23 protein-coding genes are annotated in these 24,672 nt (G+C 65.9%); 11 read left to right on the forward strand and 12 right to left on the reverse strand.

Annotated elements, in window-relative coordinates; genetic code table 11:
• Positions 1–117: 117 nt before the first annotated feature.
• Complete coding sequence (locus tag AC1Q64_RS07250; protein WP_291436273.1) at positions 118–825, forward strand: TetR/AcrR family transcriptional regulator; 708 nt, start codon at positions 118–120, stop codon at positions 823–825.
• A gap of 89 nt (positions 826–914) precedes the next feature.
• Here AC1Q64_RS07250 and AC1Q64_RS07255 read toward each other — a convergent pair whose 3' ends face one another.
• Positions 915–2,270 (reverse strand): sigma-54 interaction domain-containing protein, encoded by a 1,356-nt coding sequence (locus AC1Q64_RS07255; RefSeq protein WP_492250887.1) that lies wholly within the window; start codon positions 2,268–2,270, stop codon positions 915–917.
• 365 nt (positions 2,271–2,635) lie between these two features.
• On the opposite strand from AC1Q64_RS07255, the gene petA reads away from it, so the two are divergent.
• On the forward strand, positions 2,636–3,262 hold the full coding sequence (petA, locus tag AC1Q64_RS07260; protein ID WP_291436269.1) for a ubiquinol-cytochrome c reductase iron-sulfur subunit: 627 nt from the start codon (positions 2,636–2,638) through the stop codon (positions 3,260–3,262).
• 66 nt (positions 3,263–3,328) lie between these two features.
• On the opposite strand, the gene AC1Q64_RS07265 is transcribed toward petA, so the two are convergent.
• Positions 3,329–4,216, reverse strand: a complete 888-nt coding sequence (locus AC1Q64_RS07265; RefSeq protein ID WP_291436268.1) for a LysR family transcriptional regulator — start codon at positions 4,214–4,216, stop codon at positions 3,329–3,331.
• A gap of 108 nt (positions 4,217–4,324) precedes the next feature.
• On the opposite strand from AC1Q64_RS07265, the gene argC reads away from it, so the two are divergent.
• The 3 genes from argC to groL all read left to right on the forward strand — a co-directional run bounded on the left by argC (position 4,325) and on the right by groL (position 7,492).
• Positions 4,325–5,260, forward strand: coding sequence for an N-acetyl-gamma-glutamyl-phosphate reductase (gene argC / locus AC1Q64_RS07270; RefSeq protein WP_291436266.1), 936 nt, complete (start codon positions 4,325–4,327; stop codon positions 5,258–5,260).
• Between the two features lie 191 nt (positions 5,261–5,451).
• Positions 5,452–5,742, forward strand: a complete 291-nt coding sequence (locus AC1Q64_RS07275) for a co-chaperone GroES (protein ID WP_108615608.1) — start codon at positions 5,452–5,454, stop codon at positions 5,740–5,742.
• A 97-nt stretch (positions 5,743–5,839) separates the two neighbouring features.
• On the forward strand, positions 5,840–7,492 hold the full coding sequence (gene groL, locus AC1Q64_RS07280; RefSeq protein ID WP_056058489.1) for a chaperonin GroEL: 1,653 nt from the start codon (positions 5,840–5,842) through the stop codon (positions 7,490–7,492).
• A 129-nt stretch (positions 7,493–7,621) separates the two neighbouring features.
• Here the strand turns inward: groL and AC1Q64_RS07285 are convergent, their stop codons facing one another.
• The 3 genes from AC1Q64_RS07285 to edd all read right to left on the reverse strand — a co-directional run bounded on the left by AC1Q64_RS07285 (position 7,622) and on the right by edd (position 10,565).
• Positions 7,622–7,921: a DUF805 domain-containing protein gene (locus AC1Q64_RS07285; RefSeq protein ID WP_056744079.1), complete on the reverse strand. Its 300-nt coding sequence runs from the start codon at positions 7,919–7,921 to the stop codon at positions 7,622–7,624.
• Positions 7,922–8,148: 227 nt separating this feature from the next.
• Complete coding sequence (eda, locus tag AC1Q64_RS07290) at positions 8,149–8,805, reverse strand: bifunctional 4-hydroxy-2-oxoglutarate aldolase/2-dehydro-3-deoxy-phosphogluconate aldolase (RefSeq protein WP_291436255.1); 657 nt, start codon at positions 8,803–8,805, stop codon at positions 8,149–8,151.
• A complete protein-coding gene (gene edd, locus AC1Q64_RS07295) occupies positions 8,796–10,565 on the reverse strand; it encodes a phosphogluconate dehydratase (RefSeq protein ID WP_492250888.1) in 1,770 nt (589 codons plus the stop codon). The genes eda and edd overlap by 10 nt, the downstream gene beginning before the upstream one ends.
• A 98-nt stretch (positions 10,566–10,663) precedes the next feature.
• Here edd and AC1Q64_RS07300 point away from each other — a divergent pair, with 98 nt between their 5' ends.
• The gene (locus tag AC1Q64_RS07300; protein WP_492250889.1) at positions 10,664–11,593 is read left to right on the forward strand and encodes an SMP-30/gluconolactonase/LRE family protein; all 930 of its coding nucleotides are present in this window, start codon (positions 10,664–10,666) and stop codon (positions 11,591–11,593) included.
• Between the two features lie 78 nt (positions 11,594–11,671).
• Here AC1Q64_RS07300 and AC1Q64_RS07305 read toward each other — a convergent pair whose 3' ends face one another.
• The 3 genes from AC1Q64_RS07305 to pgi all read right to left on the reverse strand — a co-directional run bounded on the left by AC1Q64_RS07305 (position 11,672) and on the right by pgi (position 14,941).
• Positions 11,672–11,980 carry a hypothetical protein gene (locus AC1Q64_RS07305; RefSeq protein WP_492250890.1) on the reverse strand — a complete coding sequence of 103 codons (309 nt, stop codon included), beginning with the start codon at positions 11,978–11,980 and terminating at the stop codon, positions 11,672–11,674.
• 49 nt (positions 11,981–12,029) lie between these two features.
• A complete protein-coding gene (locus AC1Q64_RS07310) occupies positions 12,030–13,259 on the reverse strand; it encodes an AGE family epimerase/isomerase (protein ID WP_492250891.1) in 1,230 nt (409 codons plus the stop codon).
• A 113-nt stretch (positions 13,260–13,372) separates the two neighbouring features.
• The gene (gene pgi, locus AC1Q64_RS07315) at positions 13,373–14,941 is read right to left on the reverse strand and encodes a glucose-6-phosphate isomerase (RefSeq protein WP_492250892.1); all 1,569 of its coding nucleotides are present in this window, start codon (positions 14,939–14,941) and stop codon (positions 13,373–13,375) included.
• 174 nt (positions 14,942–15,115) lie between these two features.
• Here pgi and zwf point away from each other — a divergent pair, with 174 nt between their 5' ends.
• On the forward strand, positions 15,116–16,570 hold the full coding sequence (zwf, locus tag AC1Q64_RS07320) for a glucose-6-phosphate dehydrogenase (protein WP_291436245.1): 1,455 nt from the start codon (positions 15,116–15,118) through the stop codon (positions 16,568–16,570).
• Positions 16,571–16,707: 137 nt separating this feature from the next.
• Here zwf and AC1Q64_RS07325 read toward each other — a convergent pair whose 3' ends face one another.
• Positions 16,708–17,619: a helix-turn-helix domain-containing protein gene (locus AC1Q64_RS07325; protein ID WP_116748983.1), complete on the reverse strand. Its 912-nt coding sequence runs from the start codon at positions 17,617–17,619 to the stop codon at positions 16,708–16,710.
• Positions 17,620–17,744: 125 nt separating this feature from the next.
• Between AC1Q64_RS07325 and AC1Q64_RS07330 the strand changes: the two genes are divergently transcribed.
• From AC1Q64_RS07330 to AC1Q64_RS07345, 4 genes are all read left to right on the forward strand, one after another.
• Complete coding sequence (locus tag AC1Q64_RS07330; protein WP_291436241.1) at positions 17,745–18,611, forward strand: SDR family NAD(P)-dependent oxidoreductase; 867 nt, start codon at positions 17,745–17,747, stop codon at positions 18,609–18,611.
• A 127-nt stretch (positions 18,612–18,738) separates the two neighbouring features.
• Positions 18,739–20,502 carry an FAD-dependent oxidoreductase gene (locus AC1Q64_RS07335; RefSeq protein ID WP_291436238.1) on the forward strand — a complete coding sequence of 588 codons (1,764 nt, stop codon included), beginning with the start codon at positions 18,739–18,741 and terminating at the stop codon, positions 20,500–20,502.
• Positions 20,492–20,842 carry an NIPSNAP family protein gene (locus tag AC1Q64_RS07340; RefSeq protein WP_291436236.1) on the forward strand — a complete coding sequence of 117 codons (351 nt, stop codon included), beginning with the start codon at positions 20,492–20,494 and terminating at the stop codon, positions 20,840–20,842. The genes AC1Q64_RS07335 and AC1Q64_RS07340 overlap by 11 nt, the downstream gene beginning before the upstream one ends.
• A gap of 65 nt (positions 20,843–20,907) precedes the next feature.
• A complete protein-coding gene (locus AC1Q64_RS07345; RefSeq protein ID WP_492250893.1) occupies positions 20,908–21,912 on the forward strand; it encodes a tripartite tricarboxylate transporter substrate binding protein in 1,005 nt (334 codons plus the stop codon).
• 31 nt (positions 21,913–21,943) lie between these two features.
• On the opposite strand, the gene gloA2 is transcribed toward AC1Q64_RS07345, so the two are convergent.
• The 3 genes from gloA2 to AC1Q64_RS07360 all read right to left on the reverse strand — a co-directional run bounded on the left by gloA2 (position 21,944) and on the right by AC1Q64_RS07360 (position 24,672).
• The gene (gene gloA2 / locus AC1Q64_RS07350; protein ID WP_492250894.1) at positions 21,944–22,363 is read right to left on the reverse strand and encodes an SMU1112c/YaeR family gloxylase I-like metalloprotein; all 420 of its coding nucleotides are present in this window, start codon (positions 22,361–22,363) and stop codon (positions 21,944–21,946) included.
• A complete protein-coding gene (gene glk, locus AC1Q64_RS07355) occupies positions 22,360–23,337 on the reverse strand; it encodes a glucokinase (protein ID WP_492250895.1) in 978 nt (325 codons plus the stop codon). The genes gloA2 and glk overlap by 4 nt, the downstream gene beginning before the upstream one ends.
• A 273-nt stretch (positions 23,338–23,610) precedes the next feature.
• A complete protein-coding gene (locus tag AC1Q64_RS07360) occupies positions 23,611–24,672 on the reverse strand; it encodes an ABC transporter ATP-binding protein (protein WP_146869931.1) in 1,062 nt (353 codons plus the stop codon).

Genomic DNA, 24,672 nt, shown 5'->3' on the forward strand with positions numbered 1-24,672 from the left:
CAATTTACCAACCCGTAAAAATTTACCAATTGGTAAAATCCCTACAGCAAACCGCGTGCCAGCCTCCAGCCAGCCAACGGCCAGTTTTCAGGCCCCAGCTTGTTCCACAATGGTGCAATGACTGCAGCCCGCCCGTCCCCTGCCAACCCGCCTCCCCGCCCCCGCAAGGCGGTCCGTCCACCCGCCAATGACGAGACCGCGCCCCGCGCCCCCACGGCTTCGCGCTTGCTCAAGGAGCAGGGCATCCTCACCGAGGCAGAGAACCAGTTTGCGCAATTCGGCTTTGAGGGGGCATCGCTGGAGAGCATTGCCGCCGCCATCGGCATCAGCCGCCACAACCTGCTGTACTACTTCCCGAGCAAGGAGGCGCTGTACCAGCGGGTGCTGGACGATGTGCTCACCCAGTGGCTGGCGGGCATGGAAGACCTGTCGCACAGCGACGATCCCCAGCAGGCGCTGCGGCGCTACATCCGCGCCAAGCTGCACTACTCGCGCACGCGCCCCCAGGGCGCCAAGGTGTTCACCAAAGAGGTGATTGCGGGCGCACCACGGTATGGCACGGCCATCACCGAACGCGTGGCACCGCTGCTCAAGACCGAGGTGCGCACCTTCGAGCGCTGGGCGCGCGAGGGCCGCATTGCCAAGGTCAACTTCACACACCTGATGTTCATCATCTGGTCGGTCACCCAGGCGTATGCTGAGCAGGAAGCCCAGTTCGCCCTGTTGCTGGGCAAGCCTGCGCTCACCGAGCGTGACTACGAAAAGGCCGAGGAGCTGATCGTGCGCATGGTGCTGAGCGCGCTGGCGACCGATGCAGTGGTGTAAGCGAGAACGGTACACCAGATGCTATATAAACAATAGCAACCAGCATAATCAATATATGCGCTTGGGGCCAATTCCTTCACTTTTCGGCGTCAAGCACCCAATGTTTTCAGCCTCCGGTACAGCGACCGCTCGCTGATGCCCAGCCGCCGCGCCAGCGCCACACGGCTGCCCTGGTGGGCAGCCACGGCATGGCGCAGGGCCTCGTCGTCAAGCGCGGGGCGGCGGCGTGGCAACCCCGCCAAAGCAGCCAAGCCAGGCGCCCCCCCTGCGCCCTGCGCCACCCCGCCCGCGAGCGGTGGCAGGCCACAGGCAAGCGCTTGCTGCACATGCTCCGCGTCGATGGTGTCGCCATCGCACAGCAAGGCGGTGCGCTCCAGCAGGTTGCGCAGCTCACGCACATTGCCTGGGTAGGGCTGTGCATCCAGCAAGGCCAGCGCAGCACCGGACAAGTGCAGCATGCGGGGTGGCGGTGACACGCGCTCCAGCAACGCGCGTGCCAGCAGGGCTGTGTCGCCCTGACGTTCGCGCAGCGGAGGCAGGTGGATGGGGAAGGTGCTCAACCGGTAGTACAGGTCTTCACGAAAGCGCCCTTCGGCCACCATGTGCTGCAGGTTGCGGTGTGTGGCAGACACCACGCGCAGGTCGGCGTGCCGCTGCTCGGTGCTGCCAACGCGGCGGTAGGTGCCGGTCTCCAGCAGGCGCAGCAGCTTGACCTGCAGCGGCAGGGGGATGTCCCCCACCTCGTCCAGAAACAGCGTGCCGCCGTCTGCGGCCTCCATCAGCCCCGGCCGGGCCTGGGTCGCACCGGTGAACGCCCCTTTTTCGTGCCCAAACAGCTTGGACTCGAACAGCGCTTCGGGCATGCTGGAGCAATCCACCGGCACCAACGCACGCCGCGCCCGCACGCTCCCCTGGTGCACGGCATGGGCCACCAGCTCCTTGCCCGTACCCGACTCACCCAGCAGCAACACCGCAGCGCGCGACGGCGCCACCCGCGCCACCAGGCCCAGCATCTTCTGGAACGCGGGCGAACGCCCGATGAGCCCTTGCGCCGCAGACACCGGCTGCGCCGCGACGGGCAGGGGCAGCATTTTTTCCACAAAGAAGCCGGGGGCGCCCTCCACCCCTGCCACCGGGGTCAGTTCGATCTGTACATATTTCTCACCCTGGGGCGTGTAGTGCACATGCAGCACCCTTTCGCGTTGCCCCGAGGCGCGCGCCTGCGCCATGGGGCAGGACTCGCCCGCCTGATCGCAGAGCACGCTGGCATGGTGGGACACGGCGTGGCAAGTGAGGCCCACCACGCAGCCTGCAACGCCGAACTGGCGGCGATAGGCGCCATTGGCTGCCAGGATGTGGTGGCGGTCGTCCAGCAAGATGTGCGGCTCGGTCAGCCCTTCCAGAAAAGACACCAGTTCGGAAGGCGGAGCGGGAAGACGGGACATGGCAAAACCTCGGTACATGCAAGTGCACCGACGGTGCACCCGTTTCGCCAGCGGACATTTGATCTATGCCATGTGGGCTGCAATGGATGGCAGTTGGCAGTCGGTTTGGCAGCCCCGATGGCAGTGAGTCTGGCACCCACCGGCCTGACAGCACAACGGTCCCGACCGTTCCACCCATGCAACCCATTGAATGCAAAGGCTTTTCATGCACGGCGCCCAGCGTGTCGTGCAGCTGGTGGGTAATGGCACGCCGTTTGCGGTAAGCGATTGCCGCCCGGCAACGTTGCGGACGGCAGCCCTCCCCCAGTCGGAAAAGCATTTTTCCTGCGATGGCGGGCCCCATTCCACCTCTCTGAAAGCGCCCCATGCCCCTCACTCCTGCCACCCCCAATGGTCGCCTGCAAGGCCCTGACGGCGACCGCGATGCAGAGCGCAGGCAGCTGGTGCTGCTGACGGCCGCCGCTGGCTGCGTGGCAGCTGCGGGGGTTGCCGTGCCCCTGGTGTCCAGCTTTGCCCCCAGCGAACGCGCGCGGGCCATGGGCGCCAGTGTGGAGGTGGACATCAGCGACCTGCCGCCCGGCGGCGTGAAGACGGTGGAATGGCGCGGCAAGCCCGTGTGGGTCATGCGGCGTACGCCCGAGATGCTGGCCGCCCTGCCGCAGCAAGACGCAGCACTGGCCGACCCCGCCTCGCGCAAGGACCAGCAACCCGAGTACGCCCGCAACCCGCAACGCTCCATCCGCCCGGAAGTGTTTGTCACGGTGGGGATCTGCACCCACCTGGGCTGCTCGCCCACGGCCGTGGCTGCTGGCACTGCCAACCCCAGCGTGGGTGACCAATGGCAAGGTGGTTTCTTCTGCCCTTGCCACGGCTCCACCTTCGACCTGGCGGGCCGCGTCTTCAAGAACAAGCCTGCGCCCACCAATCTGGAGGTGCCGCCACATCGCTATGTGTCCGACACCCAATTGCGCATCGGGGATGACGCAGCCTGAGCAGTGGCCAGCAGCCATGGGAAGAAGGCCGGTGACGCTGCCCTCAGCGGGTTACATGGACTGGTGTCACACCTGCTTTTGTTGCCACAGCACGTCCAGCACATGCTGGGTAGCGCGCTCCACAGCCCCCGCACGGTGCGCAATGCCCAGGGGCCGCCACAGCCGGGGCTGCACAGGCAGCATGCGGATGCGCGGATCCAGCGGCGTGGCGGTTGATGCCTCGTGGGGCAGCAGCGTGGCCCCATACCCGGCCGCCACCAGGCTCTTGATGGCATCGTTGTAGTTGAGCTGGATGCGCGCCTTGGGGTGTTCGCCCGCCAGGGCCAGCCAATCGCTTGTCAGGCGCGACAGACTGGTGCCGTTGTCGTTCAGGATCAGCGGTTGACCGGACAGCCATTGCGGCGTGACCCGCCGGGGTGCTGTCCAGGCGGACGGCACGAACGCCATCACCGGGTCGCGCCGCCACGGCAGTACCGTCACCCCGCGCACCGAGGCCATCGGCAAGGCGACCAACCCCACATCCAGCGTACCCAGGGCCAGCCGCGACATCGTCTCTTGCGATGTAAGCACCACCACCTGCACATCAATGCCGGGGTGGTGCTGGCCCAGCACCTCTAGCGCCTGGGGCAGCAGGTGCGCAATGGCGCCGGTGGAGGCGCCCAACCGCACACGCCCCTCCAGCCCCTGCACCTGGCGCAGCACCAGGTCCATCGCCTCATCGGCATCGGCCAGCAGGCGCCGGGCCCGCTCCACCAGCACCTCCCCCGCGCCGGACGGCCGCACCTCGCCCCGCTTGCGCACCAGCAACGGCGCACCAATCAGCGCCTCCAGGTCCGCAATGTGCAGGCTGACCGTGGGCGGTGCCAGGTGCAGCGTGCGGGCAGCTTCCGCAAAGGACCCGAGGTCAGCGATGGTGACCAGGGTGCGCAGCCGGTCGAGATTGAGTTCGCGCATGACGTTCAGCAGAACTGATCTTGATGTTTGTGAAATTCAACTTTTCAAATTTTAGATCGGGGCTGAAGATTCCACATCCCACCCCCACCCCTGCCAGGAGTCCGCACCATGACCACCCGACCTCTCGTCTTCATTGATGGAGACCAAGGCACTACCGGCCTGCAAATCCACCAGCGCCTGCACGGCCGCACAGACCTGCGGTTGCTGACACTGCCCGAGGCCGACCGCAAGAACCCCACGCGCCGCGCCGAGGCCATCAACAGCTGCGACATCGCCATCCTGTGCCTGCCCGACGCCGCTGCGCGTGAAGCCGTCGCCGCCATCCACAACCCCGCCGTGCGCGTGATTGACGCCAGCTCGGCCCACCGCACGGCCCCGCAATGGGTCTATGGTTTTCCGGAGATGGATGCGGCGCAGGCCGCACGCATCGCCAAGGCGCAACGCGTCAGCAACCCCGGCTGCTACCCCACCGGCGCCGTGGCCCTGCTGCGGCCCCTGGTGCAGGCCGGCCTGCTGCCTGCCGACCACCCGCTCAACATCCACGCGGTGTCGGGATATTCCGGCGGTGGGCGTGCCCGGGTGCAAGCCCACGAAGGCCCCAAGGCAGCCCATGCGCCCGCCCTCCAGGTCTACGGGCTGCAGCTGGAGCACAAACACACGCCCGAGATCGCGCAACACGCCGGGCTGTCGCAGCGCCCGTTTTTCCTGCCCTCGTACGGCGCATTCCGCCAGGGCATCGTGCTGACCATCGGGCTGCATCTGCGGCAGCTCGCGCCGGGTACGCAAGGCGAACACCTGCACGCCTGCCTGCAGCAGCACTACGCCGACGCCGCCTTCGTCGAGGTGATGCCCATCGCCACCACCGAAGCAACCGAGCATCTGGACCCGCAAGCCCTGAACGGCACCAACCGGCTGCAGCTGGGTGTGTTCAGCAACGCCCGTCACGGTCAGATGTTGCTGACCGCCGTGTTTGACAATCTGGGCAAGGGGGCCTCGGGGGCAGCGGTGCAGAACCTGGATCTGATGCTGGATGGCACCACCTGAAAGCCGCGGAGACAAGAAACTTCCCCCACATGTTCTGGGGGGTGTCTTGAAATGGCCACAAATGCCCGTATCATTAGCACTCACCGCAGACGAGTGCTAACACTGTGCTCTCTGCTGGCAGTTTGGTGGCCCCGGATGGCCGGGGCTGATTGAGTCCCTCAGCTTTTTTTACTGAAAACAGGAGCATTGCAATGAACCTTCGCCCTCTGCACGATCGCGTGATCGTCAAGCGTATTGAAAGCGAAACCACGACCGCTTCCGGCATCGTGATCCCTGACAACGCCGCCGAAAAGCCCGATCAAGGTGAAGTGTTGGCCGTCGGCCCCGGCAAGCGCAACGACAAGGGCGAAGTGCTCGCCCTGAACGTGAAGGTCGGTGACCGCGTTCTGTTCGGCAAATACTCGGGCCAGACCGTCAAGGTCAACGGCGACGAGCTGCTGGTCATGAAGGAAGACGACCTGTTTGCAGTGGTTGAGAAGTAATTTCTCTTCCCCTCTGAATCACTCATCTTTTCATAGCTGCTAGTGCTTATTGAATAAGCGCCAGCAGCCAATTTGAACCAAATTTAGGAGCTCCAAAATGGCAGCAAAAGACGTAGTTTTCGGCGGCGAAGCCCGCGCTCGCATGGTTGAAGGCGTGAACATCCTGGCCAACGCGGTCAAGGTCACGCTGGGCCCCAAGGGTCGCAATGTGGTGCTGGAGCGCTCGTTCGGCGCCCCTACCGTGACCAAGGACGGTGTGTCCGTGGCCAAGGAAATCGAACTCAAGGACAAGCTGCAGAACATGGGCGCCCAGCTCGTGAAGGAAGTGGCCTCCAAGACCAGCGACAACGCTGGTGACGGCACCACCACCGCCACGGTGCTGGCACAAGCCATCGTGCGCGAAGGCTTCAAGTACGTGGCCGCTGGCATCAACCCGATGGACCTCAAGCGCGGTATCGACAAGGCTGTGACGGCCCTGGTTGCCGAGCTGAAGAAGGCTTCCAAGCCCACCACCACCTCCAAGGAAATCGCCCAAGTGGGTTCGATCTCCGCCAACTCCGACGAAACCATCGGCAAGCTGATCGCTGACGCCATGGACAAGGTTGGCAAGGAAGGCGTGATCACCGTGGAAGACGGCAAGTCGCTGGACAGCGAACTGGACGTCGTGGAAGGCATGCAGTTTGACCGCGGCTACCTGTCGCCCTACTTCATCAACAACCCCGAAAAGCAATCCGCGATTCTGGACAACCCCTTCGTGCTGCTGTTCGACAAGAAGATCAGCAACATCCGCGACCTGCTGCCCACGCTGGAGCAAGTGGCCAAGGCCGGCCGTCCGCTGCTGATCATTGCCGAAGAAGTCGAAGGCGAAGCCCTGGCTACGCTGGTGGTCAACACGATCCGCGGCATCCTGAAGGTTGTGGCTGTGAAGGCTCCTGGCTTCGGCGACCGCCGCAAGGCCATGCTGGAAGACATCGCCATCCTGACGGGCGGCAAGGTCATCGCTGAAGAAGTGGGCCTGACCCTCGAGAAGGTGACCCTGGCCGACCTGGGCCAGGCCAAGCGCATCGAAGTGGGCAAGGAAAACACCATCATCATCGACGGCGCCGGCGCTGCTGCTGACATCGAAGCCCGCGTGAAGCAAGTGCGCGTGCAGATCGAAGAAGCCACGTCCGACTACGACCGCGAAAAGCTGCAAGAGCGCGTGGCCAAGCTGGCCGGCGGTGTGGCCGTGATCAAGGTCGGCGCTGCCACCGAAGTCGAAATGAAGGAAAAGAAGGCCCGCGTGGAAGACGCACTGCACGCTACCCGTGCAGCGGTGGAAGAAGGCGTTGTGGCTGGCGGCGGCGTGGCGCTGCTGCGTGCCAAGCAAGCCGTGGGCGACTCGATCAAGGGCGACAACGCTGACCAAGACGCCGGTATCAAGCTGGTGCTGAAGGCGGTGGAAGCTCCCCTGCGCGAAATCGTGAACAACGCCGGTGGCGAAGCCTCCGTGGTGGTGAACGCAGTGCTGGCTGGCAAGGGCAACTTTGGCTTCAACGCTGCCAACGACACCTACGGCGACATGCTCGAACTGGGCATTCTGGACCCCACGAAGGTCACCCGCACGGCTCTGCAAAACGCGGCCTCCGTGGCATCGCTGCTGCTGACGACCGAAGCCATGGTTGCAGAAGCACCCAAGGAAGAAGCCGGTGCTGGCGGCGGCATGCCAGACATGGGCGGCATGGGTGGTATGGGCGGCATGGGCATGTAATTGCCAGGCCCCTGCGCAGCGGCCTGGTGCTGACTGCGCAGCCCATCACACAAAAGCCCGCAGGCCTTACGGTCTGCGGGCTTTTTCTTTTTCTACAGGGCCAACTCAAGACGCTGGCATGCCGTGGCTTTACTCCCCGCTGGGTTGCACCCACCAGTAAATCAGCACCAGGGTGCCGATACCGGTGAGCGACAGCAGTTGCCACCAGCCAGAACGGCCAATGTCATGCAAGCGTCGAGCCCCCACGGCCAGCGCAGGCAGCAGCAGGGCCAGGGCGGCAATGCCGTAAAGCACCTGACTGATCATGGTGGCAATCACCAGCACCCCGAACTGGAACAAAGCAAACCACCAGAACTCGGAACGTGGCGCACGGCCCGAAAACCCTGCGTACTGCGCAAAGCAGCTTTTGACAGCCGAAACAAAATCCATAGCGAACTCCCTCTCTTGAACAATCATTGCTTGGTCACGGGTTACCCCGCGTGGCCATGATAGGGGGGCGCTACGACAAGTCCAGCGGGCTTGGCGTGCACAGCAGCCTCGCTGTGCCGCCAATGCCACGCGACGAGGCGTCAATTGCTCTTATTTTTATAGCTATCAGTGCATATTGCACTAGCGCATCCAGCGGTTTTCGCTACCAATCCCGCTGCAGCGACCGCTCAAGCCGCTTTGCGCAGCGCCTGGGTGTCACGCGCCAGTTGCGTGATGCGCGCCCAGTCGCCCGCACGCACTGCATCGGTGGGCGTGAGCCAAGAGCCACCCACGCAGCGCACGTTGGGCAGCGCCAGGTAATTGGGGGCGGTGGCATTGGTGATGCCACCCGTGGGGCAAAAGCTCACCTGACCAAACGGGCTGGCCCAGGACTTGAGCAGCGGAATCCCCCCCACGGCCTCGGCCGGGAACAGCTTGAGGAACGAGAACCCATCGGCCAGCGCCGCCATGATCTCGCTCGACGTGGCCACGCCGGGCAGCAGCGGCAGGTTCAGGCCCTTGCAGGCGCTGCCCACGGCCGAGGTGTAGCCAGGGCTCACGGCAAACCGCGCGCCGGCTTCGCTCGCGCGGCGGGCGTCATCGGCGTTGAGCACGGTACCCACGCCCACCACGGCTTCGGGCAGGTGGCGCGCAATGGTTTCAATGGCGGGCAGGCCCGCAGCGGTGCGCAGCGTGACTTCCAGCACCTTCACACCCCCAGCCAGCAGTGCTTCCGCCAGGGGCAGCGCGTCTTCCACGCGGTCGATCACGATGACGGGGATGACAGGGCCGTGGCTGGCGATGTCGAGCGGGTTCATGGGGGCGGGTGTTGTGGTTACAGCCATGTACAGGCTCCTTGTTCGGCACCGCCTGCGTGGCGGCGAAAGTTGGTGAAGAGTTCGCGGCCGAAGCCGGTCGGTGCAGGGGCGTTGTAGGGTGCCAGGGCGCGTGCCGCCCACTCGGCGTCATCCACCAGCACATCGAGCGTGCCAGCCACCGCATCCACCCGCACGATGTCGCCATCGCGCACCTTGGCCAGCGGGCCCCCGGCCAGTGCCTCGGGCGTGACGTGGATGGCAGCGGGTACGCGGCCCGACGCGCCGCTCATGCGGCCATCGGTAACCAGCGCCACCTTGAAGCCCTGGTTCTGCAGCACCGCCAGCGGCGGCGTGAGCTTGTGCAGCTCAGGCATGCCATTGGCCTGCGGGCCCTGAAAGCGCACCACGGCCACCATGTCCTGGTTCACCTCGCCCGCACTGAAAGCGGCGAGCAAGGCCTCTTGCGAATCGAATACACGGGCCGGGGCCTGGACGACGTGGCGGTCTTCGGGCACGGCAGACACCTTGATCACCGCACGGCCCAGGCGACCTTGCAGAAGGCGCAGGCCGCCCGTGGGCGAGAAGGGCTCACTCACGGGGCGCAGCACCGAGGTGTCGCCCGACACGGCGGGCGCGCTCTTGCCGCCATCGGCAATACCGCCTGCGTTCACGCTCATCACATCGGGGTGCATGAAGCCCCCCGCCAGCAGCTCGCGCAGGATCCACGCCGGGCCGCCTGCCGCCTGGAACTGGTTCACATCGGCATCGCCATTGGGGTACACGCGGGCCAGCAGCGGCACCACGGACGAGAGTTCGTCAAAGTCCGTCCAGTCAATCAGAATGCCCGCGCTGCGCGCAATGGCGACCCAGTGGATCAGATGGTTGGTGGAGCCACCTGTGGCCAGCAGCGCCACCATGGCGTTGACGATGCAGCGCTCGTCCACCAGCTTGCCAATGGGTGTGAAGCGGCTGCCGCGCTTGCCGATGTCGAGCACCGTGCGCAGCGCCTGGCGGGTGAAGGCCTCGCGCGCTTCGGTGCCAGGCGCTTCAAACGCCGCGCCGGGCACATGCAGGCCCATGGCTTCGAGCAGCATCTGATTGCTGTTGGCAGTGCCGTAGAAGGTGCAGGTGCCAGGGCTGTGGTACGCGGCGGACTCGGCCTTGAGCAGCTCTTCGCGGCCCACCAGGCCTTGTGCGTACTGCTCGCGCACCTTGGATTTGTCTTTGTTCGACAGGCCCGTGCCCATGGGGCCTGCGGGCACAAACACGCAGGGCAGGTGGCCGTAGTGCAGCGCACCGATCAGCAGGCCCGGCACGATCTTGTCGCACACGCCCAGCAGCAGCGCACCATCGAACACATCGTGGGACAGCGCTACCGCAGTGGCCATGGCAATGGCATCGCGGGAGAACAGCGACAGCTCCATGCCGGGCGTACCCTGCGTCACGCCGTCGCACATCGCAGGCACACCGCCGGCCACTTGCACCGTCGCGCCGTGCTGGGCAGCTTCGTCGCGCAAAACGGCAGGGTAACTCTGGTAGGGCTGGTGGGCTGACAACATGTCGTTGTAGGCCGTGACCACGCCGATGTTGGGCGCCTTTTCGACGGTGACCTTGAACTTGTCCGAGCCCGGCAGCGCCGCATAGGCGTGGGCCAGGTTGGCGCAGCCCATGCGGTCTTGCGCGGGCTTGCGGGCGATCATGGCGTCAACGCCGCCAAGGTAAGCGCCGCGGGTGTCTGCGCTGCGCTGGACAATGCGCTCGGTCACGCGCGCTACAACTGGGTGCATGGAAGTCTCCATCGGTGGGTGGCTCGGCCCGTGCATTGCGCCAAGGCCTGTTGTCTGAGGCCCTAAAATGTAACTCGATAACCACCCCGTTTCAACCCATGACCCTGCACACGCTGCCCCTGCCGCCGTCCGAACTGGGCGAATCCCCCTTCTGGCACCCCGAGGAGCAACAGCTCTACTGGTGCGACATTCAGGGCTTTGCCGTGCATGCTTGGAGCCCCAGCACTGGGCAACACCGGCAATGGGCCGTGCCCAGCGAGCCCGGCTGCTGCGTCCCTGCGGCGGGCGGCGGGTTGGTAATCGGGTTACGAAACGGTTTCTATCTTCTGGATACGACGAAGGACAGCGCGGCCCCCACCGCCCTCACCTGCCTGGCCCTGCTGCCACCTGAGCAGCACGACACCGCTGTGCTGCGCCTGAATGATGGCCGGTGCGACACCGCAGGCCGCTTCTGGGCGGGCTCGGTCATCACGCCCCGCACTGCGCCTGATGCCGCGTTGTGGTGCCTGCAGGCCGACCCGGCCAGCGCCACGGGCTACCGCGTGGGCCACATGGCGGGCGACAACTTCACCGCCAACGGCCTGGCCTTCAGCCCCGACAACCGCACGATGTACTGGTCGAACACGCCGGAGCATCGCATCGATCGGTTTGACTTTGATGTGACCACGGGTGAGATCACCCACCGCCGCCCCTGGGTGCAGTTTGACCGCAAGGTGGAAGGCCAGCCCTACGGCGGGCGGCCCGATGGCGCGGCGGTGGATGTGGAGGGGAACTACTGGGTCGCGATGTATGAAGGGGCGTGTGTGCTGCAGCTCTCGCCATCGGGGGATGTACTGCAGTGCATTGCAGTGCCAGTGCAGTGCCCGACGATGGTGTGTTTTGGGGGGGAGGATTTGCGGACGTTGTTCATCACGTCGGCAAGGGCGGGGAGGCCGATTGAGGAGCAGGAGGCAGCGATTCCGGCAGGCTCGCTGTTCAGCATTCGGGTGGAGATGGAGGGACTACCGGTGAATTTCTTCGCAGGCTGAGTGCGTGGTACGGGTTTCTGCACAGAGAGAGAGGTTCCGGGCTTCGGGTTTGGGCCCATAGCAGACCGAAGCCCTTGGCTACCGATTGCCTTGGAAGCGCTTCCAAGCCTCGTCCGCAAGATTTTCGATCGGGTGACCATCCTCGCACGCAATTGTGAAGTGCTGTTGATCTTTCCCAATCCTGGCAGCGCCATCAAGTCCCAGCAGCAGCGTGTACATGGTGTCGCGTATAACGTCATCAACGATGCTTTCGACCTGCTTGTACTGACTAGGCGTCAAATTCAAGGCAACTATCTTCCTAGATGTCTCGCTATCGGCTTTGGTAAAGGCTGCTACCAATTCGCCTTTGAGGGAATACCAATTCCCCACAAATTCGGATGCGTGCATTCGGATCCTTCGATAGGCGGCTTCCGCCGCCGATAGCCACCATTCTCACTCACACCTCCCCCAACGCTCCCAGCACGTCACAACACGCCCCCATGTTGTGATAGTCCACCTTCCCCGCATTGCTCTTCTCGCGGGTGGTGTTCCGGTTGTCGCGGCGCAGGATGCGAAACCACGCGCCATGTTCGTGGTCCACAAAGTGGGTCCAGCAGTAGGCCCAGATACGGTCGTACCACTGCCAGTAGCGCGCGTCGCCCGTGCGCACAGCCAGCACGGCAGCGGCGGCCATGCTCTCGGCCTGCACCCAGTGGTATTTGCCGTCGTCGCAGATGCTGCCGTCAGGCGCCATGCCGTAGTACAGGCCGCCGTGTTCAGCATCCCAGCCGCGCTCCACAGCGGTATCGAACATGCGCTGCGCACATGGCAGGTGCCAGTCGGCGGGCAGCAGCGCATCGAGTTGCAGCAGCAGCTTGGCCCATTCGGTCTGGTGGCCGACTTGATAGCCCCAGGGGCGGAAGATGTTGCTGCGGTCGTGGCGGTTGTAGTCCCAGTCCACCGACCAGTCGGCATGGAAGTGCTCCCACACCCAACCTTCGGCTGCGGGCGCAAGGGCGCGTGTGGACAACGCGGCCTGCCGCTGGCAGATGCCTTGCGCCAGTTGTTCGGCACGCTCGATGTAGCGGCACTCTCCCGTGGCGCGAAAGGCCGAGATCAGGGCCTCGCAGGCGTGCATGTTGGCGTTCTGGCCCCGGTAGCCTGTGAGCTGCCAATCAGGGCTGGCCTCGTCGGCATACAAGCCTGTGCTGCGTTGCCAGAAGTGCTGTTCGGCAGCGTCAAACGCCTGGGCCAGCCCCTCGCGTGCCTCGGGCACTCCGGCCTCGTAAGCGCGGGCACAGGCCAGCATCACAAAGGCCATGCCGTAACAGTGGCGTGTGGCGTCTTGTACGGTGGCACGGCCATCATTCCAGTCGATCAGCCACGCATATCCGCCCGTCGCGGGGTCGAGGAATGCGGTGCGCAAAAACTGCAGCGCGTGCTGCATGCCCGCCTGGTAGCGTGCCTCACCCGTGGTGCGGTAAAGCATGGCGTGCGTGACCACAAAACGGGTGGCGCTGACGAGATGGCGGGTGCGCGTGTTGTAGACCGTGCCGTCGTCCAGAAAGAAGTGGAACTGCCCGCCGCTCGGGTCGGTGGCCACGGGGGCATAGAACGCCATGGTGTCACGCAGATGCTGGCGCAAAAAGGCAGCGGACCGGAAGTCCGGCAGGGGCGGAATCGCCATGGGGTGTGTCTCCTGATGCATTGGCTGTCGGCCAGCAACCGTGCCGGTTTCTGCCGGTGGGGCGCCCGGTCTTCCGCCAGAGCTACCCCAAGGACTGTGCTGTGCCGTGAGGGTCAGGCACGGTTGCGCAGCAGGCCCAGCAGGCCAGCGGTGGAGCCATCGAGCCCCGCCACATCACCGCTCTCCAGCCGGGCCTCCAGGTCCTTGGCCAGCACCTTGCCCAGTTCCACGCCCCACTGGTCAAAGCTGTTGATGCCCCACAGGCTGCCACTCACAAAAACGCGGTGCTCCTGCAGTGCAATCAGCGCGCCCAGCGATGTGGGGGTGAGTGATTCGAGCAGCATCAGCGTGCTGGGGCGGTTGCCCGGGAAGTGTCGGTGGCCGTCGTCGCTGGCCTTGCCCACCATCAGCGCCTGCGTTTGCGCCAGCGCGTTGGCCAGCAGCTTTTGCTGGTGGCCGGGCAGCGGGTGCGAGGCCTTGCGCACGGCCACGATCTCCAGTGGTAACACGTCGGCGCCCTGGTGCAGCATCTGGAAGAACGCATGCTGGCCGTTGGTGCCGGGCTCGCCCCACAGCACGGGAGAGGTCACGCAGGCGAGCGTGCTGCCGTCTTGCGCCACACGTTTGCCGTTGCTCTCCATCTCCAACTGCTGCAAGTAGGCCGAGTAGCGCCCCAGCCCTGCGTGGTAGGGCGCGATGCAGCGGCTGGTAAAGCCGTGGAAGTTGCGGTACCAGACATCCAGCAGGCCCAGGCGCACCGGCAGGTTCTGCGCGAGTGGCGCGGTGCGGAAGTGTTCGTCCATGGCATGCGCGCCCGCGAGGAATTCACGGAAACCTTGCGCACCAATCGCGATGGCGATCGGCAGGCCAATCGCCGACCACAGCGAGTAGCGGCCGCCCACCCAGTCCCAAAAGCCGAAGGTGGTGGTGATGCCAAGCGCACCTGCAGCTTCGATGTTGGTGGTCAGCGCAGCAAAGTGGCGGGCCACATCGCGCCCGCCCTGGGCACCAAACCACGCCAGGGCAGAGCGCGCGTTGGTCATGGTCTCAGTCGTGGTGAAGGTTTTGGACGCCACCAGGAACAGCGTGCTCTCGGGCCGCAGACCCTTGAGCACGTGGTACAGCTCGTACCCGTCCACGTTCGAGACAAAGTGAAAGCGCTTGCCGGGGATGCGGAACTCTTCCAGCGCACGCACGGCCATGTGCGGCCCCAGGTCCGACCCGCCGATGCCAATGTTCACCACGTCAGTGATGTCTGCATCGCTGCGCACCTGCTCGGCGTAATGCAGCATGGCATCGAGCGTGTGGTGCACGTCGGCCAGGCGTTGCGCGGTCTCGGGCGCATCACCGGGCAAAGACACGCCCGCAGGGCGGCGCAGCAGCGTGTGCAGCACGGCGCGGTTTTCGGTGGTGTTGATGGCGTCGCCTGCAAACATCGCATCGCGGTGTTGCACCAGGCCGCAGTCGCGGGCCAGGTCCAGCAGCAGAGCTTCGGTGTCGCGGTCCCACAGGTTCTTGGACAGGTCGGCAAATACATGCGGGGCCGACTGGCTGAAGGCTGCAAACCGCTGGGCGTCCTGCGCAAAAGCCTGGCGCATGTCCAGGTGCTGGCCGTGGGAGGCGTAGTGGGCTGCCAACTGAGGCCACAGCGCAGACTGGTCGCAACGGAGAGGCATGGTCATCAAACGGGTAAGGTGAAAAGCGCCGAGATAGTAACTTGATTACAAGACGAAGTGGCCTATTAACAGGTTCTTTTGGGTTACAAGCGGTAGAAACAAGGCACTCTCCTTTGGAAAATCATGTAACGTGATTACAATCCCACGCAACAAAACGAACCACCCCATCACGGAGACACCATGAGTTTTGACCTCGTCCTGTTCGGCGGCACCGGCGACCTCGCCTGGCGCAAGCTCATGCCCGCATTGTTTCAGGCCTTTCGGCATGGCACGCTGCCTGAGGGGGGACGCATCATCGCGGTGGCACGCGACGACCTGAGCGACGAACAATACCGCAGCCTGATCCAGTCGCGGTTCGACAGCGTGGAGCTGGCCAAGCGCCCTAGTCCGGACGAGTTTGCACGCTTTGCCGCGCTGCTGCACTACCTGCGCATGGACCTGTCCCAAACCCAGGACTACGAGCGCCTGGCCGATACCCTGAAGGCGCGCGGCGCCGACTCGGTGGTGATGTATGTGGCCACAGCTCCCAGCCTGTTCACCAACGTGTGCGAGCAGATCGCCGCCGTGGGCCTGAACGGCCCCACCACCCGCGTGGTGCTGGAAAAACCTCTGGGCCACGACCTGCAGTCCAACCAGGCCATCAACGACACGCTGCGCCGCGTGCTGAAGGAAGAGCAGGTCTTTCGCATCGACCACTACCTGGGCAAGCCCTCGGTGCAGAACCTGTTTGCGCTGCGTTTTGGCAACGCACTGTTTGAGCCCCTGTGGCGGCGCGAGAACATTGCCAACATCCAGATCACGATTGCCGAGGAGCTGGGTGTGGAGTCGCGCGGCGCGTTCTACGACCAGACCGGCGCACTGCGCGACATGGTGCAGAACCACGCCCTGCAGCTGCTGTGCGCGATCGGCATGGAGCCCCCCATCAACTCCAGCGCCAACGCCATCCGCGACGAAAAGCTCAAGGTGCTGCAGTCGCTCAAGCCCTGGACGCTGGAGACCATCGGCCAGCACGTGATCCGTGGGCAGTACGCGGCCGGCAACCACCAGGGCCAGCCCGTGCCCGGCTACGCGCAAGAGAAAGGCGTGGCCGCCAGCAGCACCACCGAAACCTTTGTGGCGCTGCGCACCGAGATCAGCAACTGGCGCTGGGCGGGTGTGCCGTTTTACATCCGCACCGGCAAGCGGCTGGCGGGGCGCGATGCGCACATCGTCATCAACTTCCGCCCGGTGCCACACCCCATCTTCAAGACCCCTGCGGGCGCCGCCAACCGCCTGGTGATCAACCTGCAGCCCAAGGACGGGCTGGAGCTGCACCTGATGGCCCAGGGCGCTGCGCAGCACCAGACCGAACCAGCCCTGTCGCAGGTGCACCTGAACCTGGACTTTGACCAGCGCTTTGGCACCGAGCGTGTGGGCGCATACGAGCGCCTGCTGCTCGATGTGATCGCTGGCCGCCTGAACCTGTTTGTGCGCAGCGACGAGCAGGAAGAAGCCTGGCGCTGGGTGGAACCCATCCTGCAATACTGGAAAAACGACCCTGCAGGCCCCCGCCCCTACCCCGCTGGCAGCTGGGGCCCGCGTGCCGCGAGCGCGATGATTGCGCGCGACGGGTACTGCTGGAGCGAGGAGATGTGAGGCCGGCGGCCGCCTCGTCTTGGCTTCTCTTTTCACCGTCACCACCCGCCAATCCGGCGGGATCCACCCTGCGCCCGAGGCACCGGGGCCTGTTGATACCCCTCGCAGGCCCCCCGTAGACAGGCGCTTGGCGCGCACTACGCACCCGCCAGCTGCGCCCGGGCTTCGCGCCTGAAATCAGTGGGGCGTTGGCCGGTGCGCTTCTTGAAGAAGCGTCCGAAGTAGGCCTCATCCTCAAAGCCCAGTTCGGCCGCAATCTGCTTGACCGAGAGGGATGAATACACCAGCTCCCGCTGGGCCTCATGCACCACGCGGGCGTTGACCACCTCCTGGGCGGAGACTCCCAGCACCTCGCGGCACAGCCGCGAGAGCTGCCCCACAGAGATCCCGAGCGCATCCGCGTACGCGTGCACCGGTGTGTGCTGGCGCACGTTCGTGTCCAACAGGGCGCGAAACCGCTCTATCTGCACCGCCTTGCGCGAAGGCACCGCCTCGGGCAGCGCTGCCGAAGTCTGCGCTAGGCGGGCAATCTGCACGAACAGCGCCACCAGCAGGGGCATGCCTGCAGCGCGCACGCCGCCGTCCACATGGGCCTCCTGCCCGATCACCTCGAACAGGGGCTGCAGCGCCTGGGCATGGCGCCCCGCCGGATCCACCGGGAGCACCAGGGGGCGGCGGATGTGCTCCAGCAACTCCGGTGCCGCCAGCGCGGCCAGTGACTCCAGGGGCTTTTGCGCAGCCGTGATCACCGGGCCGTCCGTGCCCGGGTGAAAGCTGAACCCATGCACGGTGCGCGCAGGCACCACCACCAGGCACGGAGGATGCAGCGGCCAGCGTTTGCCATCCATCAGCGCGCTACCGCCTTCACCGCCTGCCGTCAGGTACAGCACCTGAATCAGCCCTTCGTGAAAGTGCAGGTCAATCTCCCAGCCAAACAGGCTGGAGCGCTCCGGCACCCGCTCCAGATGCACGAGATCAGCCCAGGCAGGCGCGGCGTCCTGCGTGCCGTAGAGCGCGAACTGGCGCACGGTGCCGGGTTCGGTTCTCATGGTTTCTACCCATCCTTTATTGCCATCGATGCACGAATTGTTCTGCTCATGGCCCGGTTTGTCGATTGAGAAAGCAGGCATGTTGCGGGATGCTTCACCCCATCACAACAAGGAGACAGCAGCCCATGAACCACAGCGACAACCGCATCGCCCCCGATGACTTTTCTCCTGCGCAATGCGCTGACTGGCTGGGCCTGAATGGGCGCGTCTGCGTGGTCACCGGCGCGGGCAGCGGCATCGGAGCGGCTATTGCAGAGTCATTGGCAGCGGTGGGAGCACGGGTAGCCCTGGTGGACCGCGACGGCGATGCGGCCCGGCAGATGGCCACGCGACTGGGCACACAGGGAGGCCATGCACTCGCCGTGGCCTGCGACATCACCGACGAAAATGCCGTGTCCGCCGCAGCCACACAAGTGCGCGAAAGCCTGGGGCCCGCCGCCGTGCTGATCAACAATGCGGGCCTGCTTCGTCCAGGCAGCCTCGACAGCGTATCGCTGGCCGACTGGAATGCCGTGCTGGCCGTCAACCTCACGGGTTACCTGTTGTGCTCGCGGGCCTTTGGGCAGGACATGCTGCATGCGGGCCGGGGTTCACTGGTGCATGTGGCCTCGGTATCGGCCCTGCACCCGCAGACCGCCAGCGGCGCCTACAGCGCCAGCAAGGCGGGGGTGCTTCTGCTGTCGCGCCAGTTGGCAGCCGAGTGGGGCCCCCGGGGCGTGCGCAGCAACGCCATCTGCCCTGGAATGATCCGCACCGCGCTGTCTGCCCGCTTCTATGAGGAGCCAGGCTTCGAGGCGCGGCGCGCAGCAGCCACGGCCAGCCGCCGCGTCGGCGAGCCCCGGGATATCGCCGAACCCGCGCTGTTCCTCGCCAGCGACCGATCTGCCTACATGAACGGCGCAGAGCTGCTGGTCGATGGCGGCCTGGGCTGCATGTTGATGGACATGGTGCCGCGCCCGGGCTTCAACCGCACACCGGCCCCAGCCACCTGACGCGCACCGCCCCGCACGGCGCCCCCTCACCAGAACCCACGCACCAAGCCCCACTGGTGCAGGCCGCCGCATGGGCAATGCCCAGCGCCCCCTGCACATACGCCCCCCTCAACAAGGAGACTGCAACATGAACCCTGCCAACCCTTCCTCCAGCCAGGAACTGACATGCGACCTGCTGGTCGTGGGCTCCGGCGCCGGCGGCCTGTCCACCGCCATCGCGGCCAGGAAACACGGACTGGATGTCATCGTGATCGAAAAGGCAACCTGCTTCGGAGGCACCACTGCCTTCTCAGGCGGGGTGCTCTGGATCCCCGGCAACACCCAATGTGCTGCACCAGACACCCGCGAGGCCATGCGCACCTACATGAAGGACCAGACGGGGCCGTTCTACCAAGCCGACGCTGTCGACGCCTTCCTGGACCATGCGCCCGAAATGGTGGCCTGGTTCGAGCGCGAGACTGCCGTGCGCTTCGTGCCCACGCTCTACCCCGACTACCACCCCGACGCACCAGGGGGCGCTGCCATTGGCCGCTCGATCCTGGCCGCGCCTTATGACGCGAGCCAGCTGGGGCCAGAGCTGGCACGGCTGCGCCCGCCGCTGTCCACGATCACCTTCGTGGGCATGATGTTCAACTCGTCGAACGCCGACCTCAAGCATTTCTTCCGCGCCACCAAATCGGTGGTATCGGCTGCCTATGTGGCACGGCGCCTGGGGGGCCACCTGCTGGACCTGCTGCGCTACCGCCGGGGCGTGCAAGTGACCAGTGGCAACGCCCTGGCTGCGCGCCTGGCCAAGACCTGTTTCGACCTGGGCATTCCGATCCACACCGAGGCCGAAGCGCGCGAACTGCTGCAAGCTGACGACCGCGTGACCGGCGCACGCGTGCACACGCCCCGGGGCGAACGACGCATCCGCACCCGCCGGGGCGTGGTGCTGGCCTGCGGCGGCTACCCCCACGATGTGGCCCGCATCACCCAGCGCTACCCGCACCTGGCGAGCGGTGGCGAGCACCTCTCGCCTGTGCCCGCAGAGAACACCGGCGATGGCCTGCGCCTGGGTGCGCAGGTCGGTGGGCAAGTGGATGAGCGCTTTGACGGCGTGGGCGCAGCCGCCTGGATGCCGGTGTCGCGCGTGCCCCTGAGCCAAGGCCGCACGGGGGTGTTTCCGCACCTGCTGGACCGCTACAAGCCCGGCATCATCGGGGTGCTGCGCAACGGGCGGCGTTTCACCAACGAGTCCCATTCGTACCACGACGTGGGCGCTGCCATGATCGAGGCCTGCCGCGACCAGGGCGAAACCGCCATGTGGCTGCTGTGCGACCAGGCCACGCTGTCCAAATACGGCCTGGGCTATGCCAAGCCCGCGCCCATGCCCGTGGGCGGCCTGATTCGCAAGGGCTATCTCTTCAAGGGCCGCACGCTGGCCGACCTGGCCCAGGCCGCTGGCATCGACCCCGAGGGGCTGGAAGCCACCGTGCGCGAGTACAACGCTGGCGCGCGCACCGGCGAGGACCGCCAGTTCGGGCGCGGCACCACGGCCTTCAACCGCTACCTGGCCGACCCCGACCAGCAGCCCAACCCCTGCGTGGCCCCTATTGGTGCCGGCCCTTATTACGCCGTCAAGGTCGTCATGGGCGACCTGGGCACCTTCGAGGGCCTGCGCACCACCACCGAAGGCCAGGTGCTGCGTGCCGACGGGCAGGCCGTACCCGGGCTGTACGCCGTGGGCAACGACCGCACCAGCATCATGGGCGGCAACTACCCTGGTGCCGGCATCACGCTGGGGCCGGCCATGACCTTTGGCTGGATCACCGGCCGCCACGTAGCGGGCGCATGGCCGCCAGGCCAGCGCACAGCGCCCACCCGCAAGGAGGCCTGCCATGCCGCATGAGCCCTTGGCCAAGACCCTGGTGGACCACCGCATCTACACCATCCGCCTGCGCAAGATGGGCGAGTTCCTGGAGGTGTTCAACCGCATGGCCATGCCCGTGCTGATGGACACGCTGGCACACCCCGTGGGGTTTTACGTCAGCCAGGTCGGCCCCTTGAACCAGTTCGTGCACCTGTGGGCCTACGAAGACCTGGCCGACTACGAGCGCCGCTGCCAGGCCCGCGACAGCCACCCAGCGTTTCCCGCCTACCTGGCAGCGTCCGAGCACCTGATCGTGGCGCAGGAAACGCGCCTTGTCCGCGCAACGCCCATGCCGGGCTGGAGGACGCACCAGCCCTGAAGCAACACCCGCCCTGCCCCATTGCGCCCACCAGCCACCACAGACAACATCAACGGAGACAAACCATGCATATCCCATCCCTTCGCACCTTCATCACCCGTCGCAACCTGCTGCTGCGCGCCAGCGCCGCAGCCTGCCTGGCCGCCACCACGGGCGCCAGCCTGGCCCAGCCCCCAGCGTGGCCGAGCAAGCCCATCCGGCTGGTCGTGGGCTTTCCGGCTGGCGGTACCACCGACGTGATGGCCCGCGTCGCAGGCGCGGCACTGAGCAAGTCGCTCGGCCAGCCCGTCGTGGTGGACAACAAGCCGGGGGCCAGCGGCAACCTGGGCGTGATGGAAACCAGCAAGGCAGCACCCGATGGCCACACGCTGATGGTGGCCCCCATCTCGGTGCAGACGGCCAACCCCTTCCTGTTCAAGCCTGCACTGAACCCCGAGCGCGACCTGCGCCCCGTGGCCAGCCTGGGCTACGCCCAGCTCTACCTCGTGGCCAAAAAGGGGCTGCCCGTACAAAGCGCCAACGACCTGGTGACCATGGCCAAGGCGGCGCCTGGCAAGCTCAGCTATGCCTCCGGGGGGGCTGGCACCCAGATGCACCTGGTGGGCGAACTCTTCAAGCAGCAGGCGGGATTTGACGCCGTGCATGTGCCCTACCGGGGCGCGGCACCGGCGCTGCAGGACATCCTGGCCGGGCAGGTGGACTACTACTTCGACCCGGCCACCGGCTTCCAGCACATCCGCGAAGGCCGCGCACGGCTGCTGGCCGTGACGGGCACCAAGCGCTCGGCCTTCTTCCCGGAGGCCCCCACCCTGACCGAGCTGGGCATCAAGGGCGTGGAGCTGGGCAACTGGTTTGGCGTGTTTGCGCCCGCAGGCACGCCCAGCGACATCGTGAACCGACTGGCCAGCGAGATCGCCAAGGCGGTCGCCCTGCCGGAGGTGAAAAGCCGCTTTGCCGACCTGGGGGCCGAACCCATCGTGCAGGACGCCACCGCCTTCCAGCAGACCATCGGGGCAGAAACGCAGCTCCTGTCCGCGCTCATCAAGGAACGCCGCATCGCCGTGGACTGAGTGCAGGGCAACGAAGGAGAACCTGCACCGGTCAGGCCGGCCCGACCAGCTCGATCGGCAACCCGTCCGGGTCGGCAAAAAAGGTGAACAGCGCCCCGGTGAACGGGTCCGTGCGCACCGGCTCCACGGCCACACCGTGCGCCGCCAGGGCAGCGACACTGGCCGCCATGTCGGCCACGCGCAGGGCCAGGTGGCGCAGGCCACAGGCCTCGGGATAGGACGGGCGCGCAGGCGGCTCAGGAAAGGAAAACAGCTCCACCTGCGTGCCATCGGGCAGTTGCAGGTCGAGCTTGTACGACTGCCGCTCGGCGCGGTAGTGCTCGTGCACCACCTGCAAGCCCAGAACCTCGGTGTAGAAGCGGCGGGAGCGGGCGTAGTCGCTGGCGATGATGGCCACGTGGTGCACACCAGTGGGCCGGAGCACGGGCGGTGGTGCGCTGTTGCTGCTCATGCGTCCGAGCCCGCAATGTCCAGCGAGCGCGATGCGCCAAACAGCGCGGGCGTGGCGCCGGGGTCGATGACCCAGCAGGGAATGGTCGCCAGATAGGACTGGAAGCGCCCTTTGGATTCAAACCGTGCGCGGAACGGGGACTGGTCAAACCATGTGCCCAGGCGCGGCACCATGCCGCCGCCCAGGTACACACCACCGCGTGCACCCAGCGTGAGCGCCAGGTTGCCCGCCACACTGCCCAGAAAGCCGCAGAACAGCTCCAGCGCCTCCAGCGCCAGCGGGTCGTTGGCCTGCAGCGCCAGCTCGGTCACCTGCGCGGCGGAGCTGACTTCCTTGCCACCGCGCTGGGCCAGCCGGCGCAGCGCGTGGTACAGGTCCACCAGCCCGGCGCCACACACGGCGCGTTCAGCCGACACGTGGCCGTAGCGCTCTTGCAGAATGCCCAGCACATCGAACTCGCGCTGGGTCTGCGCGGCCAGCGTGACATGGCCGCCCTCGCCGGACAGCGGCACCCCCAGGCTCGAGCCGGGCGGAAACACCAGGCCCGACACGCCCAGGCCCGTGCCCGGGCCCAGCAGCGCAATCGCAGCGCCCGGCACGGCCACACCGCCGCCCACGGGGCGCAGCTGCTCGGGCGTGAGCAGGGGCAGCGCCAGCGCGAGTGCGGTGAAGTCGTTGATGACCACCAGCCGCTCAAAACCAAAGGCCTCGCGCACGGCGCGCTGCGAGAAGCTCCAGCTGTGGTTGGTCATGCGGATGGCGTCTCCCGTGACGGGGTTGGCAATGCCAAACGCCGCCTCGCGCGGGGTGGCGATGTTCACTTCGGCCAGATAGGCCGCTAGTGCGGCGTCCACCGTGGGGAACTGTGCGCAGGGCAGCACACGGGTGTCGTGCAGGGGGCCATCGGGCTGGTCTTGCCAGGCCAGGCGAATGTTGGTGCCGCCGATGTCGGCCAGCAGGCGCAGGGGTGTCATGCGGTGTTTTTAAGCAAAAACAGCTCCCAGCGCTAGTAGAACATGCGCCAACAGCTATTGTTTCAATAGCAACCAGTGTGCTGTCCCGCAAATAGCTGCACGAAATGAAATCGATGACATCGCGCCCAGAGCAAGGCGCAAACCACAGTGATAGCCGTCGCTATCGCGAGGATTTGCAACGCAGCCCTGGGGGTGAGGACGCGATTTCATGTGCAGCTATTTGCGGGACAGCACACTACATGCAACGATCCGGCGGCGCTTGCGCCGCGCGGCTCACGCCAGCCGATTCTCGCTGCTGGCGTCAAACCAGTGGGCGTTGGCGGGCTCTACCGCCAGGCCGACGGCGTCGCCGGGCTGCACGCGGGTCTGGGCGTCGGTGCGCAGCGTGACGCTGCCTGCGGCCGTGTCCACCATCACATAGGTGTCGGGGCCCGTGGGCTCCACCACGCTGACGCGGCCGCGCCACGGGGCCGTCTCCTGCATCACCAGGTGCTCGGGGCGCACGCCCAGCAGCACCTCGTTGGCACTGGCGGGGGCCGCCAGGTTCAACGCTGCGCCCTGGATGCCAAACTGCCCCCCCGTGGCAGCACCGCGCAGCAGGTTCATGGTGGGCGAGCCGATGAAGGTGGCCACATAGGTGTTGGCGGGGCGGTTGTAGATGTCGTCCGGCGTGCCCAGCTGCTGCACCACACCGCCCTTCATCACCGCGATGCGCGAGCCCAGCGTCATGGCCTCGACCTGGTCGTGCGTGACGTACACGCTGGTGATGCCGCTGGCCTGGTGCAGGCGCTTGATTTCGGCGCGCATCTCCACGCGCAGCTTGGCGTCCAGGTTGGACAGCGGCTCGTCGAACAGGAACAGTTGCGGCTGGCGCGCCAGCGCCCGCCCCATGGCCACACGCTGGCGCTGGCCGCCCGAGAGCTGGCTGGGCCGGCGGTCCAGCAGGTGGCTGATCTGCAGCATGGCGGCCACTTCGTTGATGCGCTTTTGGCGCTCGGCCTTGGGCATCTTGCGCATCTCCAGCGCAAAGCCGATGTTGTCGGCCACGCTCAGCGTGGGGTACAGCGCGTAGCTCTGGAACACCATGGCGATATCGCGGTCGCGCGGGGGCATGCCCACCACGTTCTTGCCGCCAATGCGGATCTCGCCCTCAGTGGGTTCATCGAGCCCCGCAATGATGTTGAGCAGCGTGGACTTGCCGCAGCCCGAGGGGCCGACCAGAATGAGGAACTCGCCGGGCGCGACGTGGATGTCCACCTTGCGCAGCACCTCCACGCTCTTGTCGCCCTTGCCAAAGCGCTTGTTGATGCCTGCAATGTCGAGTGATGACGCCAT

The sequence above is a fragment of the Acidovorax sp. GW835-FHT14G06 genome (assembly GCF_058793595.1).